This window comes from bacterium (assembly GCA_036504735.1).
Classification (GTDB): Bacteria; Electryoneota; RPQS01; order RPQS01; family RPQS01; genus DASXUQ01.
In genome coordinates this window covers 153,842-170,665 of the sequence record DASXUQ010000009.1, presented here as the reverse complement: position 1 = coordinate 170,665, position 16,824 = coordinate 153,842, and the positions used below count along the sequence as shown (strand labels likewise).

Genomic DNA, 16,824 nt, shown 5'->3' with positions numbered 1-16,824 from the left:
ACTTCCACTGAACAGATACCCTCGCTCATTCGCTCCGCGAAGCGGCCCCGGGATCAAACTGCCAAAATTCGGGGACGACCAGGTTTCGACGGGATTCAGGATGGCATGGGGTGCAGGCCGAGGCTGGGATATCCTCGTAAATCTTGTTCCAAATCTATAACTGCCAATAACAGTTATGCCCTGGCTGCCTAACTCATAGTTAGCTAGCCATGCTCCCCGGCGGTGCGCGGAACCGCTGCCGGCCCGAGCACCAACCCTGTTCCGCTGGTGGGCTGTCTGCCGTGTGCAGCCCGCGAGACCTGATGCGGCTGGCTCTCAAGAGTTTTGTCGTTTGAACGCGCTGAGAGCAAGATCCATCAAACGAAGATGCCTGTGGTACCTTGTGTGGTCGGTTTCTCGGACGCGGGTTCGATTCCCGCCGTCTCCACTAAAGAGCCCCTGATAACTTCAATGTTGTCAGGGGCTTGTTAGTGGTATGGTCAGGTGGATGATGGGGGATTGTCCTAATTTTGTCCTAAACACCGTTGGACAGCTCTGAATCCGCTTGTACAGATCTGACAGCCGAACCCAATCACTCGGGCTGCCCCCGCTTCTTCGGCGGCGATCCAATTTGGATGTTCAGCTTGTGAATCTGGACCTGCTGCTGGCTCGGGAGCAGGTTTGTGTACCTCTGAGTCATCAAAATGGTCGTGTGGCCGAGCCATGTTTGAACCGTTCGAATGTCCACGCCCGACGCGAGAGCCATGGTTGCAAACGTGTGGCGGAACACGTGCAATCCCGTCGTGTGAAACCCCTTGTCAATCTTGGTCCCGGTGGCCTTCTCGATTCGATTCAGGCAGGCAATCCATGTGTTGCGGTTGTGGCCCATCGGCCCCCCCTTGCGGCCAGGAAACACGAACGGTGAACTCTTCGCCTGCCTCGCCCTAAGTCGTGCCAAGATTTCGATGGCTTCAGCACACAAAGGTACCACCCGATCCCGGCGCGTCTTCGTCAAATGCACTTTCGTGTTGCGCACCTTGACATGCTCCTGCTCGGGTGTCAAATCAATGTCGGTCCACTGGAGGTGGCGAGCTTCGCCGTCACGCAGGCCAGTGTAAAGCAGGATTTTGTAATAGGGCACGACCTCCTGATGCGCGTACTTGAAAATGAGCGCCAATTCCTCGGGCGTGAAGATCTCTACAGAATGTCGAACGACGCGTTTCAAGGGGATCTTTCGGCAAGGATTGCGGGCCAGGTATTCCCTGTCCACGGCAAACTGAAAGAACCGGCTGATGGTCCGCACTTCTTCGTTCCAGGTTTTGTCGGAAATCTGCTTCTCGCGATTGGCCATGTGATCCTCGACATCAGTCACAGTAATGCGGGCCATATTCATCTGCTTCTGCTCCTGAACATAGAGCAGAAACGGCTTTAGCAGCTGGAAGATACGCTGTGCCCATTTTGATGTCTTCTTGGAGATCACCGAACGTTTGAATTCTTCGAAGAGCTCATACACGTCCACGTAACTTTGGGGGAGCCCCACCTTACCCAACTCGATGTTGCGCTCGATCTCCGCTTTCATCATTTCCGCAGTCCTTTTGTCTTTAACACCCAGGGATCTCTTAATCTGCTCGCCGTTCTGGGTGTAAGAGATCCACCAAACCCCTCCTTCCTTCCCCTTCTTCGAGGATGAATCGCTTGCGCGTTTGTAGATTCTTGCCATTGTAGTAATCCGATATTTTGTTTGTCACTAACCTCGTATGGGTGTGGCGTGCAGGCCGCCCTCCGTAGCAAAGCCCCGTCAGAATCGAGCGGGGCTTTTCATTTAGTCAAGCGTGAAGTTCACAGCCCGCTTCGCGTTGCGACGGCTCATCTGGAGACCCGGCTTAGGTTTCTTCTCGCTGGGGCTGAGTTTGGGATCTTCAGCGTTCTTCGCGAGCCATTCTTCCAATTTGTCGGGATCATACCGGACTGATCCGCCAATCTTGAGGCGCGGAATTCTTCCTTCGGATGACATGATGCGAACCTTGGTCTCGGAACACCCGAGCAGCTCCGCAACCTGCTTCGTGTCAATTAATGGTCTCAACTTGTCTCCTTTGCGCGTACACTGATAGGTCAAAGATCATCTTCATTCCCTTATACCCTATTCAGCGTTTCATCGTGGGGGCAACGTGGTAACCCGGCTCACCTTTCAGCACGCTGGGGACGAAATCAACCGCCAGGCGAGGAGCCTGGTTACTCGTCATCATCGTCACGGCCACCGTTGCAGATTCGATCCAGTGCTGCGGTGCCGTCGGTGCCGGAATGACATTTCTTTCCGTCGGACATTTGTGAACCCTTATTTGTCGGCTAACATAAGCCTGCGTTTAGCCGTTTGGACGCAGGTGTATTTGGCTATTCTTCGCGCATCTTTCGATCTTGCGTTCAAAGCGGCGTATCAGGTGGGCTTCGCACGTGACAGGGCAATAGCAAATCACAATGCATTTTTGTTTGCTCCGCAAAATGTTGGTTTCTTCGTTCCTTAACGGACTTCTCTGGCGGTCTCGCAGACTCCGTGTCGCGAAGCCCCGAAGTCAATTTGCCTGGAGGGCACCGCGAAGCTTTGCAAACAGGACCTTAATCGGCTCGCGGACATTCTTGTCGTCGTTAATGTCAGCGATCATGAATCGCACTCCCTCCAGACCGTGCAGTGCGCCGAATTTCTGAATCTGAAATCGAAGAGCCTCACGGGTCTGCTGATCACGGTAACCGTGCTCCGTGCAAAAGTCCTGGCAAAGAAGATCGGCTTCCGAAACCTTGCGCGTCTGAATGACAGTATCGACTGCAAGAGAAGGAATCAACTCTCCAATGGTGCATGGACCGCGAATCCGCTCGGCGCTTGCGACACGCTTCTTCGGGTCTTGAGACTCAGATACTAAAGCCCATTCGCCATTCGATTGTGGAAGGGGGGAAGGGGGAATGGTATTTGAATTATCTTCTTTAGTTACCTTTGTGTCAATTTTCGAAGTTGAAAATGTCTTTGCAGGGCACTTTTCGTGCGATAAGTCGGCGGAAGAACTCCGAGAAGCGTACATCTCCCGCTCAAAGACAATCTTCTCAGCTAATGGCTGATGCGTGAACCAATCGTGGATTGTCAGATCCGCATTCACGAATCCTGCAGCCTGGAGGCCAGCTATCAAGTCGGCAGCAGTTCTCTCGAACCAGCAAAACTCTGCAAGAATATCAGCGTCGTCAGGATCTATTCTGGGTTGAAAGGCATAGTTGATCGCCACGAAATTGAAGAAGCGCACCAGGATCGTGAATGCATCCTGCTCCGTCAGCGCCAGGTGGCGTTTGAATCGGATGAACTTCTTCCCTTCGGTTAGATCCGTTGCGACATTGAAGCGATCAATGGACATCTTTCGGGGACGCCCGCGCGGCTGTGTAGATATCCTCATGGTGATCTTCTGGAAGTTCACTCGTAGTGATAAGAGGTACCTCAGACGCCGGCGATGGTGAATATAACAAAGCCACCCACACGGCGTCTGGGTCCCACTTGATCCGAGGATTACTCCGCAGATCCTTCGTTCAGCAGGCGATCCAGCTCAGCCTGGTCTTTGGCGAGGTTGTCCTGCAGACGTTTCAAGCCTGCTTCCAACTCCGTCAGGGCTTTCTTCGCACGAGTCTTCTCGTACTTGTTCTGAGCTTCTTCAACCTTTTTACGTGCCGCGACAATTGCACCTTCCTTGGCCGCAATCCGCGACGGGGCGAGTTCGATCCGGGCCTTGAGCAAGCCCAGTTGACGACCGCTGGTAGCCTTGACGCTACCACGGCGAGCCGCTTGATCGACCTTCGCCTGAAGTTCGGTCTGGAGTCCACTCTCGAACCGTGCCTTATCGATGTACTCGATGCCGGCCACGGTGATGAGCGCACCAAACTTCTTGGCGGCTTTCCGCATGGTCTCGAAGTCGCGGATGCCGAACTCCTCGAGCGCCCTGCGCAAAGGGATGATCTGGTTGGTATCCATATCAACCTTCTTTCTGATAGTCAAATCGGTTGACCTTCCGGTACACCATCGATGGGCTGATGGTGAGACGTTCACACTTCCAGAAGCAGATCCGGGAATCCGTCCCGGTCGGATATTTGGATATTTCAAAGAGCGTTCTGCAACCCCATCACATCAAGAAAGAGTGATAGGGTATTTCGCCACCAGCTTTCGCAACTTCTTGATTACGCCCCCCTTGCCATCCTTGCCGTAAAGTGTCTCGTGGAACGTAGGTTGCTTGACATTCATCGCTTCCGCCCCCTCATACTCGGATGCACCCTGCAACATGTATCCGAGGGCTATGGCCTGCCGCTCTGTGAGCTCGCTGATGGCCCATCGCAGGAACTCCAGACGGCGCTCCAGCAAATCGAAGTACTTATCGTCTTCCGGTTGCTCCCCGTCCAGCAGGGAAATCAGAACATCCTCGTTCCGGTGTGGATTCGATACCGGAGTGTCTGATAATTCGATTTGGTCATCGATATCCGAGCGGGTGACTTCTCTGTCCAGCCCCGCGATGCTGAATCCCATCCTGACGTGATTCAAGGTTCGGCGACCGACCCGTGGGTACTTCACCTTCTTGGCATGCTTCGGACGGGCAGTACACTCCTTGAGTAATCCTACCTGCGTGTTCGCGCTGGCCATGAGTCTGTGACCTTTCTGCGGATGCAAAAGGGCACAAACACGAATAGGCCGTGCTCATCCCTCCGCATCGAGCGGTTGGCTGACACGACCTGGCCAGGTCGAATTCGTGATTAGCTAGTTGTTACCGGTGGCCGTATTCTTGATGCGTGGCCAACGCCGTATTCCTGTCGAACGTTCACCCTATGATACGTGTTAAATTCAATTTTGTCACGAAATTACTTGTTAGCTAACGGCCTTATTCGTTAGATAACCGGTTAGAAACCGAACAAAAAAAATGCCCGGGGGTTACCCGAGCACATAGGCATTCGATGGTGAAATTAGTGGTTAGCGCGGTGGTATATAGTCGTCCAGCCAGGCCTGTTCTTCTGGCCATACGAAGCTTCTCTCGAGCACGTTTCCTTGTTTCGGTTGAACGAATCCGAGCTGGTAGCAATACTGCCGGTAGCTTTCACACTTCTTCTGGTAGTCTTTTCCCGGTTTAGGTTCTTCAAGCCATCCTAACCTGTGCAGCCTCGTCGCCTGGTCACACTCATGCTTCTCCATGGCTAAGATGACCCATCGTGCAATCAAAACGCGTTTGAACTCACCTTTCCAATTGTCTTTGAGTGCCCGCTTCAAGACCCCAGACTTTCCGCTAAACATGGAGTTGCACAGAGCCCGCGCTGCCTGCTCGACAGCCCGAACGGTATTTTCCCACTCTCGGTCGTCTAACCTCAGTTGTTGATACTCAGTCTCGTGCTGCTGTGTCCAGGCGCGAGACATGCTGACGCCGCTCACAGGGCCAAGCTGCTTGTCCGGCACGATTACAATCATCGGATGAGAGGTCTTAATGAGCTGGTTTATAGGCGGTTTCTTACCAATGCTTGTGGGCGATTCCGAGACTTGAGCTTCAGAGTGGCCAACGAGGCCGGGCTTTGCAGTTGAAGAAGGCGTAGGGCTCGCGGTGGACCTTTCGACGGCCCGAGTTCCCTTCTTCGCTTGTGACTTTGTCGGCCCGGTGAGGCACCGCTTTATCATGGCTCCGGTGATCGGGCCCGGCTTCTCGGTAACCTCCTGTCTTACTCGTTCGGCGCATCGGATCAAGTCATCGTAATTGCCCGGCCACTTCAAGCGAGTCAAGGTCGCCCTGACGTCCTTCGCATAAGAGTATTGGTCTATGGCAGTGGGCGCCTTCCTCGTCTTCGTCGTCCCAGATCGTTTCGATTCTGCGGCATTAACAAAGAGCTTCAACAGAGGTAAGATTGCGTTGGGGTGGTCCAGGAGTGAAGGAAGCGCGGCATAGCCAACCTTGAGACTCGTATACAGTTCTTGGCTGAATCTTCTTCTGGACAATAGTGTTTTGATCCTCGGACTGCAACAAGCAATCAGTTGAGTCGTTGGTTCTTCCTCGCTCTCATCCTGAGCTTCTTCTTCAGATTCTTCGTCCTCGTCGTCCACTTCCTCTTCCTCGTCATCGGAAACCAACAGGGATTCAAGTTCCGCGAGCAGGATCTCCTGCATCGGCACGGTCAGTTTATCGATGTCTTTGAGGTAGAGCACTCCGCCCTCTGCCTGATCAATAAGTCCGACTCGAGTTCGCGTCCCGTGCAATTCATCCTCAAACATGTCTGGACGATAACTTCCGCAATCTACGGTTATGAAGGGACCGGACAAACCCGAACATTGATGAATTGAATGAGCGAGCGTATCTTTCCCGGTTCCCTCCGCTCCTTCAATCAATATCGGCTCGTTAAAGATGGCATGCGGTGCCACAGCCTTGATTGCCCGCGCCAGACCCGGCGTCAACACATATCCGTCGAAGCAGAAGACCTCATCATCACTCTTCTTACGACTTTTTGGTTCAGGAGACGCTCTGTCATAGAAGCGCACATCGAAGCACGATTCTTCTTCCCCCTCGTCTTCATCGTCCTCCTCTTCCTCGTCATCGTAGGATGACCCAAACAGTCTCTCGGCGATGGCATCTTTCACCTGCCTGGCCCGGTCAACGATTCCCGAAGAGTATTCTACTTCCTCTTCTTCGTCTTCTTCGACTACTGGCGTCGTGTCTTCGTAAGTAACCTTGACGGGCAGAAGAGAATCATTTGTGGTCCGTTTTACGGTCTCGACCTGCCGAAATCGCATGGTAGGTACTCTTGATGAGTGTGATGATCTGTTAATGTAAATGTAATAATTCCACAGATGATTTTCAATACTTACATCGCCCTTGAGACAAAGTCATGTAATTAGACGCATGGGCTCCAATTTACAGTTCTTGCCTGTGATTGGCCCGGCTTAGAACAGGGATTTCGCTTTCTGGCATAAGAGGTTGAACCAAGGTTCGCCCCATAGAAATTGGGCGGCAAAGTTGATCAACCCTCGCAAGGAGCGACTCATGAAGTGCAAGGTTTTGTGTTTAGGACGTTCGGCCAAAGAGATAGACATCTCGGACGGCACCACGGTAGAGCAGGCGATCTCCCAGGCCGGGTTCCCCAAGGACAGTTCGTATACTCGGCATGTGAACGGCAGCCCGGCGTTCGACAGTGATGTGCTGCAGGAAGGGGCGGTTCTCACCCTAGTGCCCCAGGTGAAGGGTGGCATCTAAGGAGGATCTGCTGGCGGTCCTTCCTACACCGCTATCAGATATGAGGAGAGCCTCGGTAGAGTGATCTGCCGGGGCTCTTCTTCCTCCGGAGGAACAATCTATGATTCAACAGATTCAGGATCTATTGCGCTTCTATGCGCAGAATTACCATGTGCCCATTACCGACCTGACCGATTCTTGGCAAGCAGAATCCTGGGGTCGTGAAGGTCTAGCTGTCGCCTTTCCTGGCAACGGCTCAACTTCGAAGACGATTGCGGACATGCAGGTGCTTCACGAGCCGGGTTTTGCCAAGTTCCTGCTGGGCGATCTGATTACCTGTGACGACGTACCCGTGGCACGGGTCGGTAAGGCATGGCTAGTTCTGCTGATCTGGCCAAAGAACCCGTCTGCGCTGTCATTTGTTCGAAAGCTGATTGATCAGCATCTGCCGAAGATCTGCCGACAGTACCGTCATCAACAGAAGGATGCCCTTATCGAGAGCATCGCTGGGTGTGTGTCTGATCGCAAGCGTGAACTCCAAGCATCCATCCGAGAAGATAGCTACGAGCTTGAACGCTTGTCCTTGCAGGTCATGCAACTCTCCCGAAAGTTGGAAACGGATCGGCATCTGCTGGAGATGTTTCAGAAGTCGCCGGAATGGATTCGTAATCGTGCTAACCACTCATTCGTCGATCTCATGAAGCTGGTGCCGAGCACGTATGCGAGTTTCAGGATCGAGGATGAATCCGTGGTTGGCATTACGCATGAGATCATCATCAACTACGATGGCTACGATTATCGCTTCGACCCTTACGAAGTCGAGGTTAACCTTCGACAGGGAAAAGTACTCATTGGTGGTGGAACGAATATCAATGGGTATGTCCACCCGCATGTGACTGATGAACGAAGCAATGTGTGTTGGGGTAATTGCGGCCATCTCGTGAGTCGTCTTGCAGGTGAGCTCGATCTCTTCGGTCTGTTTCAGTTAGTGCATCAGTTCCTGAGCTCCTACAATTCCAGTGACCCCTATCAGAAGATCGAACGTTGGGACCCTGATTACGAAGAGCCCGAGGATGATGATGAACCGTACTGCTCGTATTGTGACGACTATGGTCACACGATAAGCGAGTGCGACTCATGTTGGTGGTGCGATCATTGTAACGAGTATGTTGATCACGATGAGGAAGACTGCCCCAACAGACCCAAAGAAGAAACTGAGGAGGTAAGCCATGAATCAGTGGCAGAACAAGTCGCGGCGTGAGCCGGTGCAATTGGGCATTCGTGTTCAGGTGGAAGCTGTCGCAATGGCGAAGTTTTGGAACTGGGTTGACATCGCCAAGGGTGAAGTCTCCTGTCTCGGTACCGTCGAGGAGATCAGAGATGCCGATTCGGGTGCTGTCAGCGCTCTTCTCGTGACGGATCTATTCTTGGTGAAGCAGCAATGCTCCGCGGACGAGACGACGATGGATGTCGTCGCGGTCTCCCAACTCATGCTCGATCTGGAGAACAAGGGTATTGACAGTCGCAAGTTGAGATGTTGGGTGCATAGTCACGGATCCATGTCGGTCTTCTGGAGCGGGACCGATGATGACTGTATTTCGGGACTGGCAAATGGCGACTATTTGTTGTCGTTGGTCGTGAATCGCAAGCGCGATACGATGATGCGACTCGATCAATACCACCCCTGTCATCTGTATCTGACGGACATTGTCTGGGATGTTCACTACCCGTTGATTGATGGGCTTGCCGAGCAATGTCTGACGGAGTTCAAGGCCAAGGTATTGGAAGATACTCACGGGGTGAACGGGCATCGGCAATTGGCTCGTGATACTCAGGATCATGTTCAAGATCTACGGGCTGCTCATGATCGTGGAGCGCTGACAATGGAAGAGCTGCAGGAAGAACTCGATTGGTACTATCCGGAGGATCTTGACCGTGAAGAAAGGCCCTTCTAATGAACAACGATCTTCGGTTCCTCCGCCAGCAAGACGCGGTCAACATGAGCCGTCTCACCAGCCTCGGCATCACCCTAATCGGTGCCGGTGCAATAGGAAGTGCTTCCGCTGTGTATCTCGGGAAGATGGGCTCCTGTGGCCTGACGATCTATGACCCAGACTCAGTGGAAGATCACAACTGGTCGAATCAGATGTACCGTGACGAAGACATTGGCAAGCTGAAGTGCACGGCCTTGTCCGAGGTAATGCAGCAGTTCGGTGGGCATACGCCAAATGCAATTGCCGCTAGGTACGACGATCAGCCACTAACCGAGGTAGTCATCTCGGCAGTGGATTCGATGGTTTCACGAAATACGATCTTTCGTGCCGTTCGCGGTCAGCCGACGGTCAAACTGTACTTGGATGCACGCATGGGACTCGACACTCTCATCGTCTACACTCTTCACCCGCAGGTTCGCGAAGAAAGAAGCCGCTATTGGGATTCGCTGCACACCGATGGCGATTCACTCTCCGAACCTTGTACAGCGCGTTCTGTGTGCTACACGCCACTTATGGCCGTTGCGGTGATCTGCAACATGGTTAAGCGCTATGTCAATGACGAAGCGGTTCCTGGTCGAGTCGTTGTTGACTTGGCGACATACACAATGATGGGGTGATGCCTATGCCTACATTCGAAGTCGAAACCGTAGAGCGGTGGGAGTACGAGGTTCAGTATCGTGTTGAGGCTCTCACTATCGAAGATAGCCTCCAACGGATACTTGCGGGCGATGTCGAATATGACGAGCGAAGCCTTCGCGAAAGATCTCCAAAACTCGAAGTGCACCGCATTATCCGCGTGACCATTGAAGATGCCGGCGAGGTTAAGGTTATCGAAAGCGAACGGAGGCTAAACAGACTCCTTCGCCAACGTCATAAGAAGCGAATCGGGAAGGAGGTGATACATGAGAATTCCTACTGATTGCGTCCTGCAGCTCGGTCCGCTGATCTACAGGTTCGCAAGGCGCATATTGAAGAGGTGGTTCTGACATCACCCTGGACATAGGAGAGTAGGCGGCAACGTCTGCTCTTTTAGCTTAGTGGGGCTGTAAGTTCTCTGTCAGACTCGTCTTGAGCGGCATTATTGGCTCTTGACGCTCGATGATTCGGCGGTATTTCAACGGGGTGAAATCGGCTCGTGAAAGGGTCTTTGGGCGGGGATCCTGAATGTTCTTTTTCACTGGGTCAAGGAAGCTGTGTCGCGGTCCTATTCTTAAATATAATAGATATTTAGCTCCAGTGAAGTGCCAATCTGGACCGATCTGGGGACAAAATATGGACAAGAACTGAACGTCATCAAGAAATTATTCTAACCCACCAATAATACTTGCTTTCGCATCATTTTCTCCGTATCTTGGGGGTACCTACGCAGACGGGCATTATCGCTCGCAACACACATATTTTTCGTGGCTGGCCTGTTTCCCATGTTGGGATTCAGGCCTCTGGTGCTTTGTGTTGTGCGAGCTTCGTCTGCGTAGGAACAGACAGGTCAGCCAAACGAACGCCAGGGGTCTTTTTTGTCTATGTGTCTGGCATAAGAGGGTAGACGAACAATTCTTGGGAGAATTATGAGATGAGAAGCCTGATAGTACTTTCTTCAGCGTTACTGACGGCGACCGTAATCTGCTTTGCCCAGATCTGCTCACCTGCTTCGCTTCCGTTTGCCGAGAATTTTGATTCCCCGTCGCTGGATTCCTGTTGGACTTGGATCAATGAAGACACGAGCGGGTGGAGTCTGACAGAAAGGCCATGGTGGCTAAGGATGTGGACCAGCAATGTCGGCGGTGAGAATTATTTGCAACGGGTGATCACGGATAGTTGCTTCAGAATTGAGACGAAACTTGAGATAGAGACTGGGGCATACGGTGGAGCCGGTCTCTATGTGTGGTTCAATGGCACGGACAATATCAATGTTGTGCGTCAACCGGATGGAGGAATTCGAACTCACTTCTGGACTGACGGGCAACTCGAAACCGCTGCAATAGGGCAATCGTGGAATCCTTGTTTCCTTCGAATCGAAAAACGGGGCACCGCCTATTCAGCGTTTGCATCTCCCGACTCTCTCGCGTGGACCTATATGGCCACATGGCATAGAACTTCAGGCTCAGAGGCACCGATAAAGTATGGCTTCGATGCTTACAATTGGCCACCAGATGGCCCGAATATTCCCGCAGACTTCGACTACTTTCGCGTTGATCCCCTTCAAGGCACCAATGTATGCGGTGATGTTTCCGGCGTCTGGGACTCGACAGGATCGCCATACTATGTTACGTGTGAGATAACCGTGCCCTTGGGTCAGACTCTTGAAATCAGACCCGGCGTACGTGTGTTGTTTACCGGGCACTACAAATTCAATGTGTACGGCAACCTCCAGGCGACTGGAACGGAGCAGGACTCGATTGTGTTCACGCGAGCTTATCCGGCTGAAGAATTGAAGTGGTGGGGAATTCGCTTTCAGGGTACGAGCGCTGATGGGCATCTGGCCTACTGCGTGGTCGAGAATGGTCATGCAAGCGGAGGAGATAATGACAACAGCGCCGGAGGCATCCTCTTATCGCAGTGTTCTCCATTAATCGAGTACTCGAGCATCCGGAACAACGTGGCCGACAGTGATGGCGGTGGAATTGTGTGCATCGATCACTCCTCTCCGACCATTCGTGACTGCGATATCTTCGGTAATTCGGCGGCTTTCGGCGGCGGAATTATTTGTCGTTTGTATTCGATGCCGCTCTTTCAGCGCTGCCGGATTCTGAACAACGCAGCAACTTATGGATATGGCGGCGGCGTGCACGATTATCTGTACGCAGTTCCAACGTTTGATCACTGCGTGATAGCCGGTAATAGCTCGGTTTGGTGTGGAGCGGGAGCACAGTTTGAAGAGGGCTGTGGTGGGCTGTTTGTCAACTGTACCTTCAGCGAGAACCTCACGAGCGCGGAAGGAGGCGCGCTTTGCCTGACTGGCAACAGCAGTGCTGAGCTTCGTAACTGCATTCTGTGGAATAACCAAGCCAGTACTTCCCCAGAAATCCACCTCTGGAATTCGGCGGTAACCGTGTCATGGTCGGATGTCGCCGGAAACTACCAAGGCCTTGGGAACATCGATGCTGATCCGTTGCTGATTGATCCAGTAAACGGCAACTTCCACTTGCAGTCAGCCTCTCCTTGCATTGATACCGGAGATCCGAATTCTCCACGTGGTCCGGATTCAACTCGGGCTGATATGGGGGCTGTTCCCTTCATCCATACCACATTGATGGTCAGTCCCGTCGCGCTCAATTTCGGGCTTATTGACCTGGGCGTTGACTCAACCATGCAACTGACGATGTTCAATCCGACAGCACAGGCAATCCCAGTCACCGGAGTGAGCTGCGCCTCGACTGCCTTTACTGTTGGCACCAACGGTTTCGACGGTGTAGTCGCGCCGTATTCAGGGCATCAGTTGCCCGTGACGTTTACTCCAACGCGTGCAGGCAGTTTCCCAGATACGATTGTGATAATGGCCACTCAGCAAATAGATAGCATCATTCGCATTCCGCTGTTTGGCGAGGCCCAGGTGATTTTGCCTTCAGTCGACAGCCTGGTTGTTCAGAAAGGCCCTACGAACGGAATTAGACTGGATTGGGCGCCTGTTACCCACTCGATCAGCGGACAGCCGGTCGAAAACGTAATCTACGTGATTTATGGCTCGATGACGGCCTCCGGTCCGTTTGTGCCCTTCGGATACGCTACAACCAACTCGTACGTGCACGCCTTCATCCTGAATACTCAGCCAGCGTATTTCTATCAGGTGACAGCGGATGTCGAAGCGGGATCTGCGCTGCAACAGCACGGCTCAGCAGGACAGCGTGAATAGCAGCATCAACTCGCGACACGCATAGTAGAATGAAGCCGGTGAACAATCATCGGCTTCTTCTTTACCATATGCAACAGCCCAGCAGATCCCGATCAGGGAGTGAATGCGAGCCCTAATGGTCAACTTTCAAAAAATCCCAAAAAAATTTTGGACGGGGGCTTTTCCCAGGTCAATTGCCGTTTCCTCTTGGTGGGCGTCGCAGAATCGCGAGCCGCCCGTTGTTAGGAGATGCGAACACAATTATCTCCACTACAGTACTTTGTGGTAAGCATGCTTTGTTGAGTGGTGGGGGGTATGTCGAACCTCCGCTCAGATTCTCGACTCAAAGAGCATCGGGAAGTGAAGCGATCTCCGTAGATCGAATGTTGAATCGTTGTTGCGGGGTCTGTCAACGCATAACATTTGATACTATGCGGAGCAATCAGCTCACCCGTACGCATCGTGCTGCCCCCCCCAGCTTCGATCTGGACTTGAAAGCGTCTTAGTCCAGAATTCCTATCAAGAAAAGAAGTAGTAGTAATAGTAGTAGAAGTAGCGACGGCCCGTTTTCGGGAATCGAAAAGCGGGAATCGAAATTCAGGATCGGTTCGTTTTTCCGGATGAATTCGGCCCGAAGGGCCAATAACACCACTAATACTACTTTTTCTTCTTGTCCACAGTTATCACCGAAGCAAGAAGTGATTTTCGGGTCTCAAAGATAAAGGGCCTTTCGGCCCCTTAAGAATATTGTCTTTGAAGTACTGGTGATAGTAGTGATGAAAGTGAGAAGGATTTCGAAAAGTCTTTCTATGGTAACCCGCTGGTCGTGCTAAGCAAAATCCTGGAAAACTCTTTCGAAAATCAGTATCACTTCCATCACTTTCATCACTTTGGTTTTCTAAGTTGTTGTTATTGCTCACCCCGAAGGGGTGATGTTTCCACTACTACTATTACTACTTCTATCACTTCTCTCACCCGAAAACCACATTTCCATTGCTGCTGACGCCTGGCGTGCCGGTGATTGAAGGCTGCTGTGGATCATAGTACTTTTGATCACGCAGAATCTTGTAGCCAAGATGTCGTACGTTGCTGCGTGCCGATGCGTCAAATGATAGCACGCCCAAATCCTGCAGAACACTGATGTATGCCTTCGGATTCGAGCTTCCCTTGAAGCGTAGCCGGGAGATCAGCAGTCTGATCTCTGCAAGCTGCACGTACTTGGCGCCGTTGTACTCGGTTGCCGTGAACTTGATCTTCGAAGAATAACCGTCTCCATAGGGATCTGGCATTTCCACGCCGCACACAAGATAGCGCGCAAGTTCATCTGCTTCGATTTCAACCGTTGATTTGCTTGAAGCGAACAGATCACGTGCAAGCGGAGTGATTGGTGCTGCCAGAGTGTAACGGTTATTCGTATTGCCTTCCGCCAGGAGCCTCTGGTAACGCTCCTTCAGTTCGGTTCGGACATAGTAGCCGATTCGGTCCTCCAATTTGTTGCCCAGGGTCTTGTCAATCCTGTCCGGATTAACATCCGGCACGCGGTGAATAAAGAAGTTGTTAGTGTTTTCAGATTTCGGTTCTTCCCTGGCCTTCAAGAACATGGGCCGTGGATCATTAGTTGCAATAATAATATTGATGTTATTGGGGGCATAATAGGCCGGTGTATACTTCTCGTTTATACGCAGCAGGCGGTTGCCCGTGATCTTCTTGATTTCCGTGTACTGCATAGGTTTCTCGGCGTTCGGGTTTTCGTCCACGAACAGCAGCTTGTTCTTGTACTGATCGTTGAATGACTCTTTCACACCGTCCCACTGTCCGACCAATGTCGGAAAGATCGCCGATAGCATGTTAGCAAAAGTGCCCTTTCCGCAACTGCGTTCGCTGGTAAGTACGATCACCGGAAGGGTCTGATAGTTTGTGTAGCAGAACACCGCCATCCAGTCCTTGATGAAGTCTACATACTGGCCGAACATCGGGTCAAGAAAGTTGTTGATGAAGGCGTTGTCTTTGATTCTGACCGGAATGGCTGGGTATTTGAACAGTAATGCGTTTTCCTGCATGCGGAATTCATACACCAGCTTCCCGAAGTCCGCGCTTCCGATTCTTCGGATCTGAAAGCCATCATCCAGAAATCTTCTGTTTGGATCCGTCAGAAGCTTCTTCTTAGCGAACTTGAATTCATCTCCTGTACGGAAAGATTCTTCCTCCAGGACTTCCATGCTGATGAACTGACCGGCGCGTCGTTCTACTCGTAGGAGTTTGTTCTTGTAAGTGAACATCCCAGGCGAAAGCGCGGCTTCATAGAATGCCTTCTGGCATTGTTCGCACCATATGTTCGCAAAGTGGAACGTGTCGAGCTTCACTACAGCTTCGGCCCCACAGACGGGGCAGATCGCCGCCATCTTCTTGTTCACAGGTAGTAGGTCTGCCTTCAGATCTTCCAGACCAACAACGACCCACGCACCGTTCAAGTCCACTATCACGTTGTCATCCCAGTCAATCTGCACGAATTCCCGTGCGGCCTTCGTGCCTACCCGCCCCCATCCGGAAGGCGATAGTGGTTTGCATAGCGCCGGTCCCGGCCATCCCAACCTTACAATCAATTCGTAAGTCTGGGGATTGTAGGCTTCGAGAATTCGGTCGATCTTCTCATCCACCAAACCTGGATAGTACTTCCCCGGCCTACAATCACGGCTGAGGATGCGATGAATCTCCTCGCGCCCGCCTTCATACCAGCATAGATTCGAAATCAACGCAAATCTTAGTGGTTCATGCATCTCTGTCTTTGGATTGCCAATATGGTGGTCCATCCACTTCACGAAAGGGCAGAACTTCAGAATGCGTTCAAGCTCGTTTCGTGGCCGAAGATGTCCGTCCCATTCCCGTTCTTCAAAAGCTTCTGGTACGAAGACATCCGGCATATCGCTGATGTCCACATCGAAGTAACAACCGGTGTCATTTGTGTAAAGCTCGAACTTGGCGCCCTTGTCATCACAGAAAGGAAAGAACTGTCTTCCCGCGTCGGTGCACGCGGCATCCATTTGCGGATACTTTGTAAGCAGCTTCTGATAGACTCTCTTGCAGTCAGCCTGCGTCGTGAAGCGCAGACCGTTAGGCATGAAAGGCAAAATCACGCGAAATCTGTCCGCGACAAATCCATCTTTGTCCACTTGATGGGAAGTACTGGTATGAAGAACGTAGTTGTAGTCAGCAAATGCTGCTTTTGCTTCTTCAATAGTCATGCCGCTGTCAAAATCCAGCGATACGCCGGTCATGCCTACGTAGTTTACGCCATGCCTTGGGCCATCCCAAACGTTGGTAGAGTAGTTTCTTGTTGTGAAGAGTTCCTGAATGTCTTCCTTGTCGCTTGATAACAGATCGCACTCGATGTACTCGGTGACTGTTTCTCCCTGTGCCTTCGTGCGAATCTTGTCCTTCGAAATTGACAGCGAAATGGTGAATCCGTTTTCGCGGACTGAGCTTTCTGGACGAGTGCCGTTCTTAGACGGCAATTGTGTTAGTGTTGGTTGGGTTAAATCTTCTGATTCTATTTTCATACATATTTCTCTTAGTTTCAAAGATCAAGGCTTTCAGCATCTTTTGTGCTGCCAGAAAATCTTGGATGCGAACATCCACGGTGTTGCGGTAAAAGCCTTCTTCCAGTGCCGCAACGTTCTCATCTGTGGCAAACTCAAACCACAGATTTCCTAATTCATCGGTTGTATAGCCGGTCATCTTTGTGTTCTTCGCGACCAGCATAGCAGCCAGTCCGAAGTCTTTCGTCTTTGTAGTCGTCATC

At 51.8% G+C, this 16,824-nt stretch carries 14 protein-coding genes and 1 other RNA gene; 7 read left to right on the top strand and 8 right to left on the bottom strand.

Annotated elements, in window-relative coordinates; all coding sequences use genetic code 11:
* The first annotated feature begins 70 nt into the window (after positions 1 to 70).
* Positions 71 to 430: a transfer-messenger RNA gene (gene ssrA, locus VGL38_08200) on the top strand.
* Between the two features lie 141 nt (positions 431 to 571).
* Here the strand turns inward: ssrA and VGL38_08195 are convergent.
* The 6 genes from VGL38_08195 to VGL38_08170 form a co-directional block, all read right to left on the bottom strand.
* Complete coding sequence (locus tag VGL38_08195) at positions 572 to 1,561, bottom strand: site-specific integrase (GenBank protein HEY3295405.1); 990 nt, start codon at positions 1,559 to 1,561, stop codon at positions 572 to 574.
* A gap of 240 nt (positions 1,562 to 1,801) precedes the next feature.
* Entirely contained in the window at positions 1,802 to 2,062 is a 261-nt protein-coding gene (locus VGL38_08190) for a helix-turn-helix domain-containing protein (protein HEY3295404.1), read from the bottom strand.
* Positions 2,063 to 2,549: 487 nt separating this feature from the next.
* A complete protein-coding gene (locus VGL38_08185) occupies positions 2,550 to 3,374 on the bottom strand; it encodes a hypothetical protein (protein ID HEY3295403.1) in 825 nt (274 codons plus the stop codon).
* 149 nt (positions 3,375 to 3,523) lie between these two features.
* A complete protein-coding gene (locus tag VGL38_08180; GenBank protein HEY3295402.1) occupies positions 3,524 to 3,982 on the bottom strand; it encodes a hypothetical protein in 459 nt (152 codons plus the stop codon).
* Between the two features lie 153 nt (positions 3,983 to 4,135).
* Entirely contained in the window at positions 4,136 to 4,642 is a 507-nt protein-coding gene (locus VGL38_08175) for a hypothetical protein (protein HEY3295401.1), read from the bottom strand.
* 324 nt (positions 4,643 to 4,966) lie between these two features.
* Entirely contained in the window at positions 4,967 to 6,763 is a 1,797-nt protein-coding gene (locus VGL38_08170; protein ID HEY3295400.1) for a sigma 54-interacting transcriptional regulator, read from the bottom strand.
* A gap of 250 nt (positions 6,764 to 7,013) precedes the next feature.
* On the opposite strand from VGL38_08170, the gene VGL38_08165 reads away from it, so the two are divergent.
* The 6 genes from VGL38_08165 to VGL38_08140 all read left to right on the top strand — a co-directional run bounded on the left by VGL38_08165 (position 7,014) and on the right by VGL38_08140 (position 13,046).
* Positions 7,014 to 7,223: a MoaD/ThiS family protein gene (locus VGL38_08165; GenBank protein HEY3295399.1), complete on the top strand. Its 210-nt coding sequence runs from the start codon at positions 7,014 to 7,016 to the stop codon at positions 7,221 to 7,223.
* A gap of 100 nt (positions 7,224 to 7,323) precedes the next feature.
* Positions 7,324 to 8,463, top strand: a complete 1,140-nt coding sequence (locus VGL38_08160) for a hypothetical protein (protein HEY3295398.1) — start codon at positions 7,324 to 7,326, stop codon at positions 8,461 to 8,463.
* Positions 8,432 to 9,157 (top strand): hypothetical protein, encoded by a 726-nt coding sequence (locus tag VGL38_08155; GenBank protein ID HEY3295397.1) that lies wholly within the window; start codon positions 8,432 to 8,434, stop codon positions 9,155 to 9,157. Before VGL38_08160 ends, VGL38_08155 begins: the two co-directional genes overlap by 32 nt.
* Positions 9,157 to 9,813 (top strand): ThiF family adenylyltransferase, encoded by a 657-nt coding sequence (locus tag VGL38_08150; protein ID HEY3295396.1) that lies wholly within the window; start codon positions 9,157 to 9,159, stop codon positions 9,811 to 9,813. The genes VGL38_08155 and VGL38_08150 overlap by 1 nt, the downstream gene beginning before the upstream one ends.
* A 5-nt stretch (positions 9,814 to 9,818) precedes the next feature.
* Positions 9,819 to 10,115, top strand: coding sequence for a hypothetical protein (locus VGL38_08145; protein HEY3295395.1), 297 nt, complete (start codon positions 9,819 to 9,821; stop codon positions 10,113 to 10,115).
* 651 nt (positions 10,116 to 10,766) lie between these two features.
* Positions 10,767 to 13,046: a right-handed parallel beta-helix repeat-containing protein gene (locus VGL38_08140; GenBank protein ID HEY3295394.1), complete on the top strand. Its 2,280-nt coding sequence runs from the start codon at positions 10,767 to 10,769 to the stop codon at positions 13,044 to 13,046.
* Positions 13,047 to 13,996: 950 nt separating this feature from the next.
* On the opposite strand, the gene VGL38_08135 is transcribed toward VGL38_08140, so the two are convergent.
* Both VGL38_08135 and VGL38_08130 read right to left on the bottom strand, forming a co-directional pair.
* Positions 13,997 to 16,582, bottom strand: a complete 2,586-nt coding sequence (locus tag VGL38_08135; protein HEY3295393.1) for a primase-helicase family protein — start codon at positions 16,580 to 16,582, stop codon at positions 13,997 to 13,999.
* A complete protein-coding gene (locus VGL38_08130) occupies positions 16,527 to 16,823 on the bottom strand; it encodes a hypothetical protein (protein HEY3295392.1) in 297 nt (98 codons plus the stop codon). The genes VGL38_08135 and VGL38_08130 overlap by 56 nt, the downstream gene beginning before the upstream one ends.
* Between the last annotated feature and the right edge of the window lies 1 nt (position 16,824).

Bases quoted from the DNA above. Each gene is read 5' to 3' on its own strand.
- VGL38_08150 (HEY3295396.1), top strand. From the start codon at position 9,157: ATGAACAACGATCTTCGGTTCCTCCGCCAGCAAGACGCGGTCAACATG.
- VGL38_08180 (HEY3295402.1), bottom strand. From the start codon at position 3,982: ATGGATACCAACCAGATCATCCCTTTGCGCAGGGCGCTCGAGGAGTTC.
- VGL38_08145 (HEY3295395.1), top strand. From the start codon at position 9,819: ATGCCTACATTCGAAGTCGAAACCGTAGAGCGGTGGGAGTACGAGGTT.
- VGL38_08160 (HEY3295398.1), top strand. From the start codon at position 7,324: ATGATTCAACAGATTCAGGATCTATTGCGCTTCTATGCGCAGAATTAC.
- VGL38_08135 (HEY3295393.1), bottom strand. From the start codon at position 16,582: ATGAAAATAGAATCAGAAGATTTAACCCAACCAACACTAACACAATTG.
- VGL38_08185 (HEY3295403.1), bottom strand. From the start codon at position 3,374: ATGTCCATTGATCGCTTCAATGTCGCAACGGATCTAACCGAAGGGAAG.
- VGL38_08140 (HEY3295394.1), top strand. From the start codon at position 10,767: ATGAGAAGCCTGATAGTACTTTCTTCAGCGTTACTGACGGCGACCGTA.
- VGL38_08170 (HEY3295400.1), bottom strand. From the start codon at position 6,763: ATGCGATTTCGGCAGGTCGAGACCGTAAAACGGACCACAAATGATTCT.
- VGL38_08130 (HEY3295392.1), bottom strand. From the start codon at position 16,823: ATGACGACTACAAAGACGAAAGACTTCGGACTGGCTGCTATGCTGGTC.
- VGL38_08155 (HEY3295397.1), top strand. From the start codon at position 8,432: ATGAATCAGTGGCAGAACAAGTCGCGGCGTGAGCCGGTGCAATTGGGC.
- VGL38_08165 (HEY3295399.1), top strand. From the start codon at position 7,014: ATGAAGTGCAAGGTTTTGTGTTTAGGACGTTCGGCCAAAGAGATAGAC.
- VGL38_08195 (HEY3295405.1), bottom strand. From the start codon at position 1,561: ATGATGAAAGCGGAGATCGAGCGCAACATCGAGTTGGGTAAGGTGGGG.
- VGL38_08175 (HEY3295401.1), bottom strand. From the start codon at position 4,642: ATGGCCAGCGCGAACACGCAGGTAGGATTACTCAAGGAGTGTACTGCC.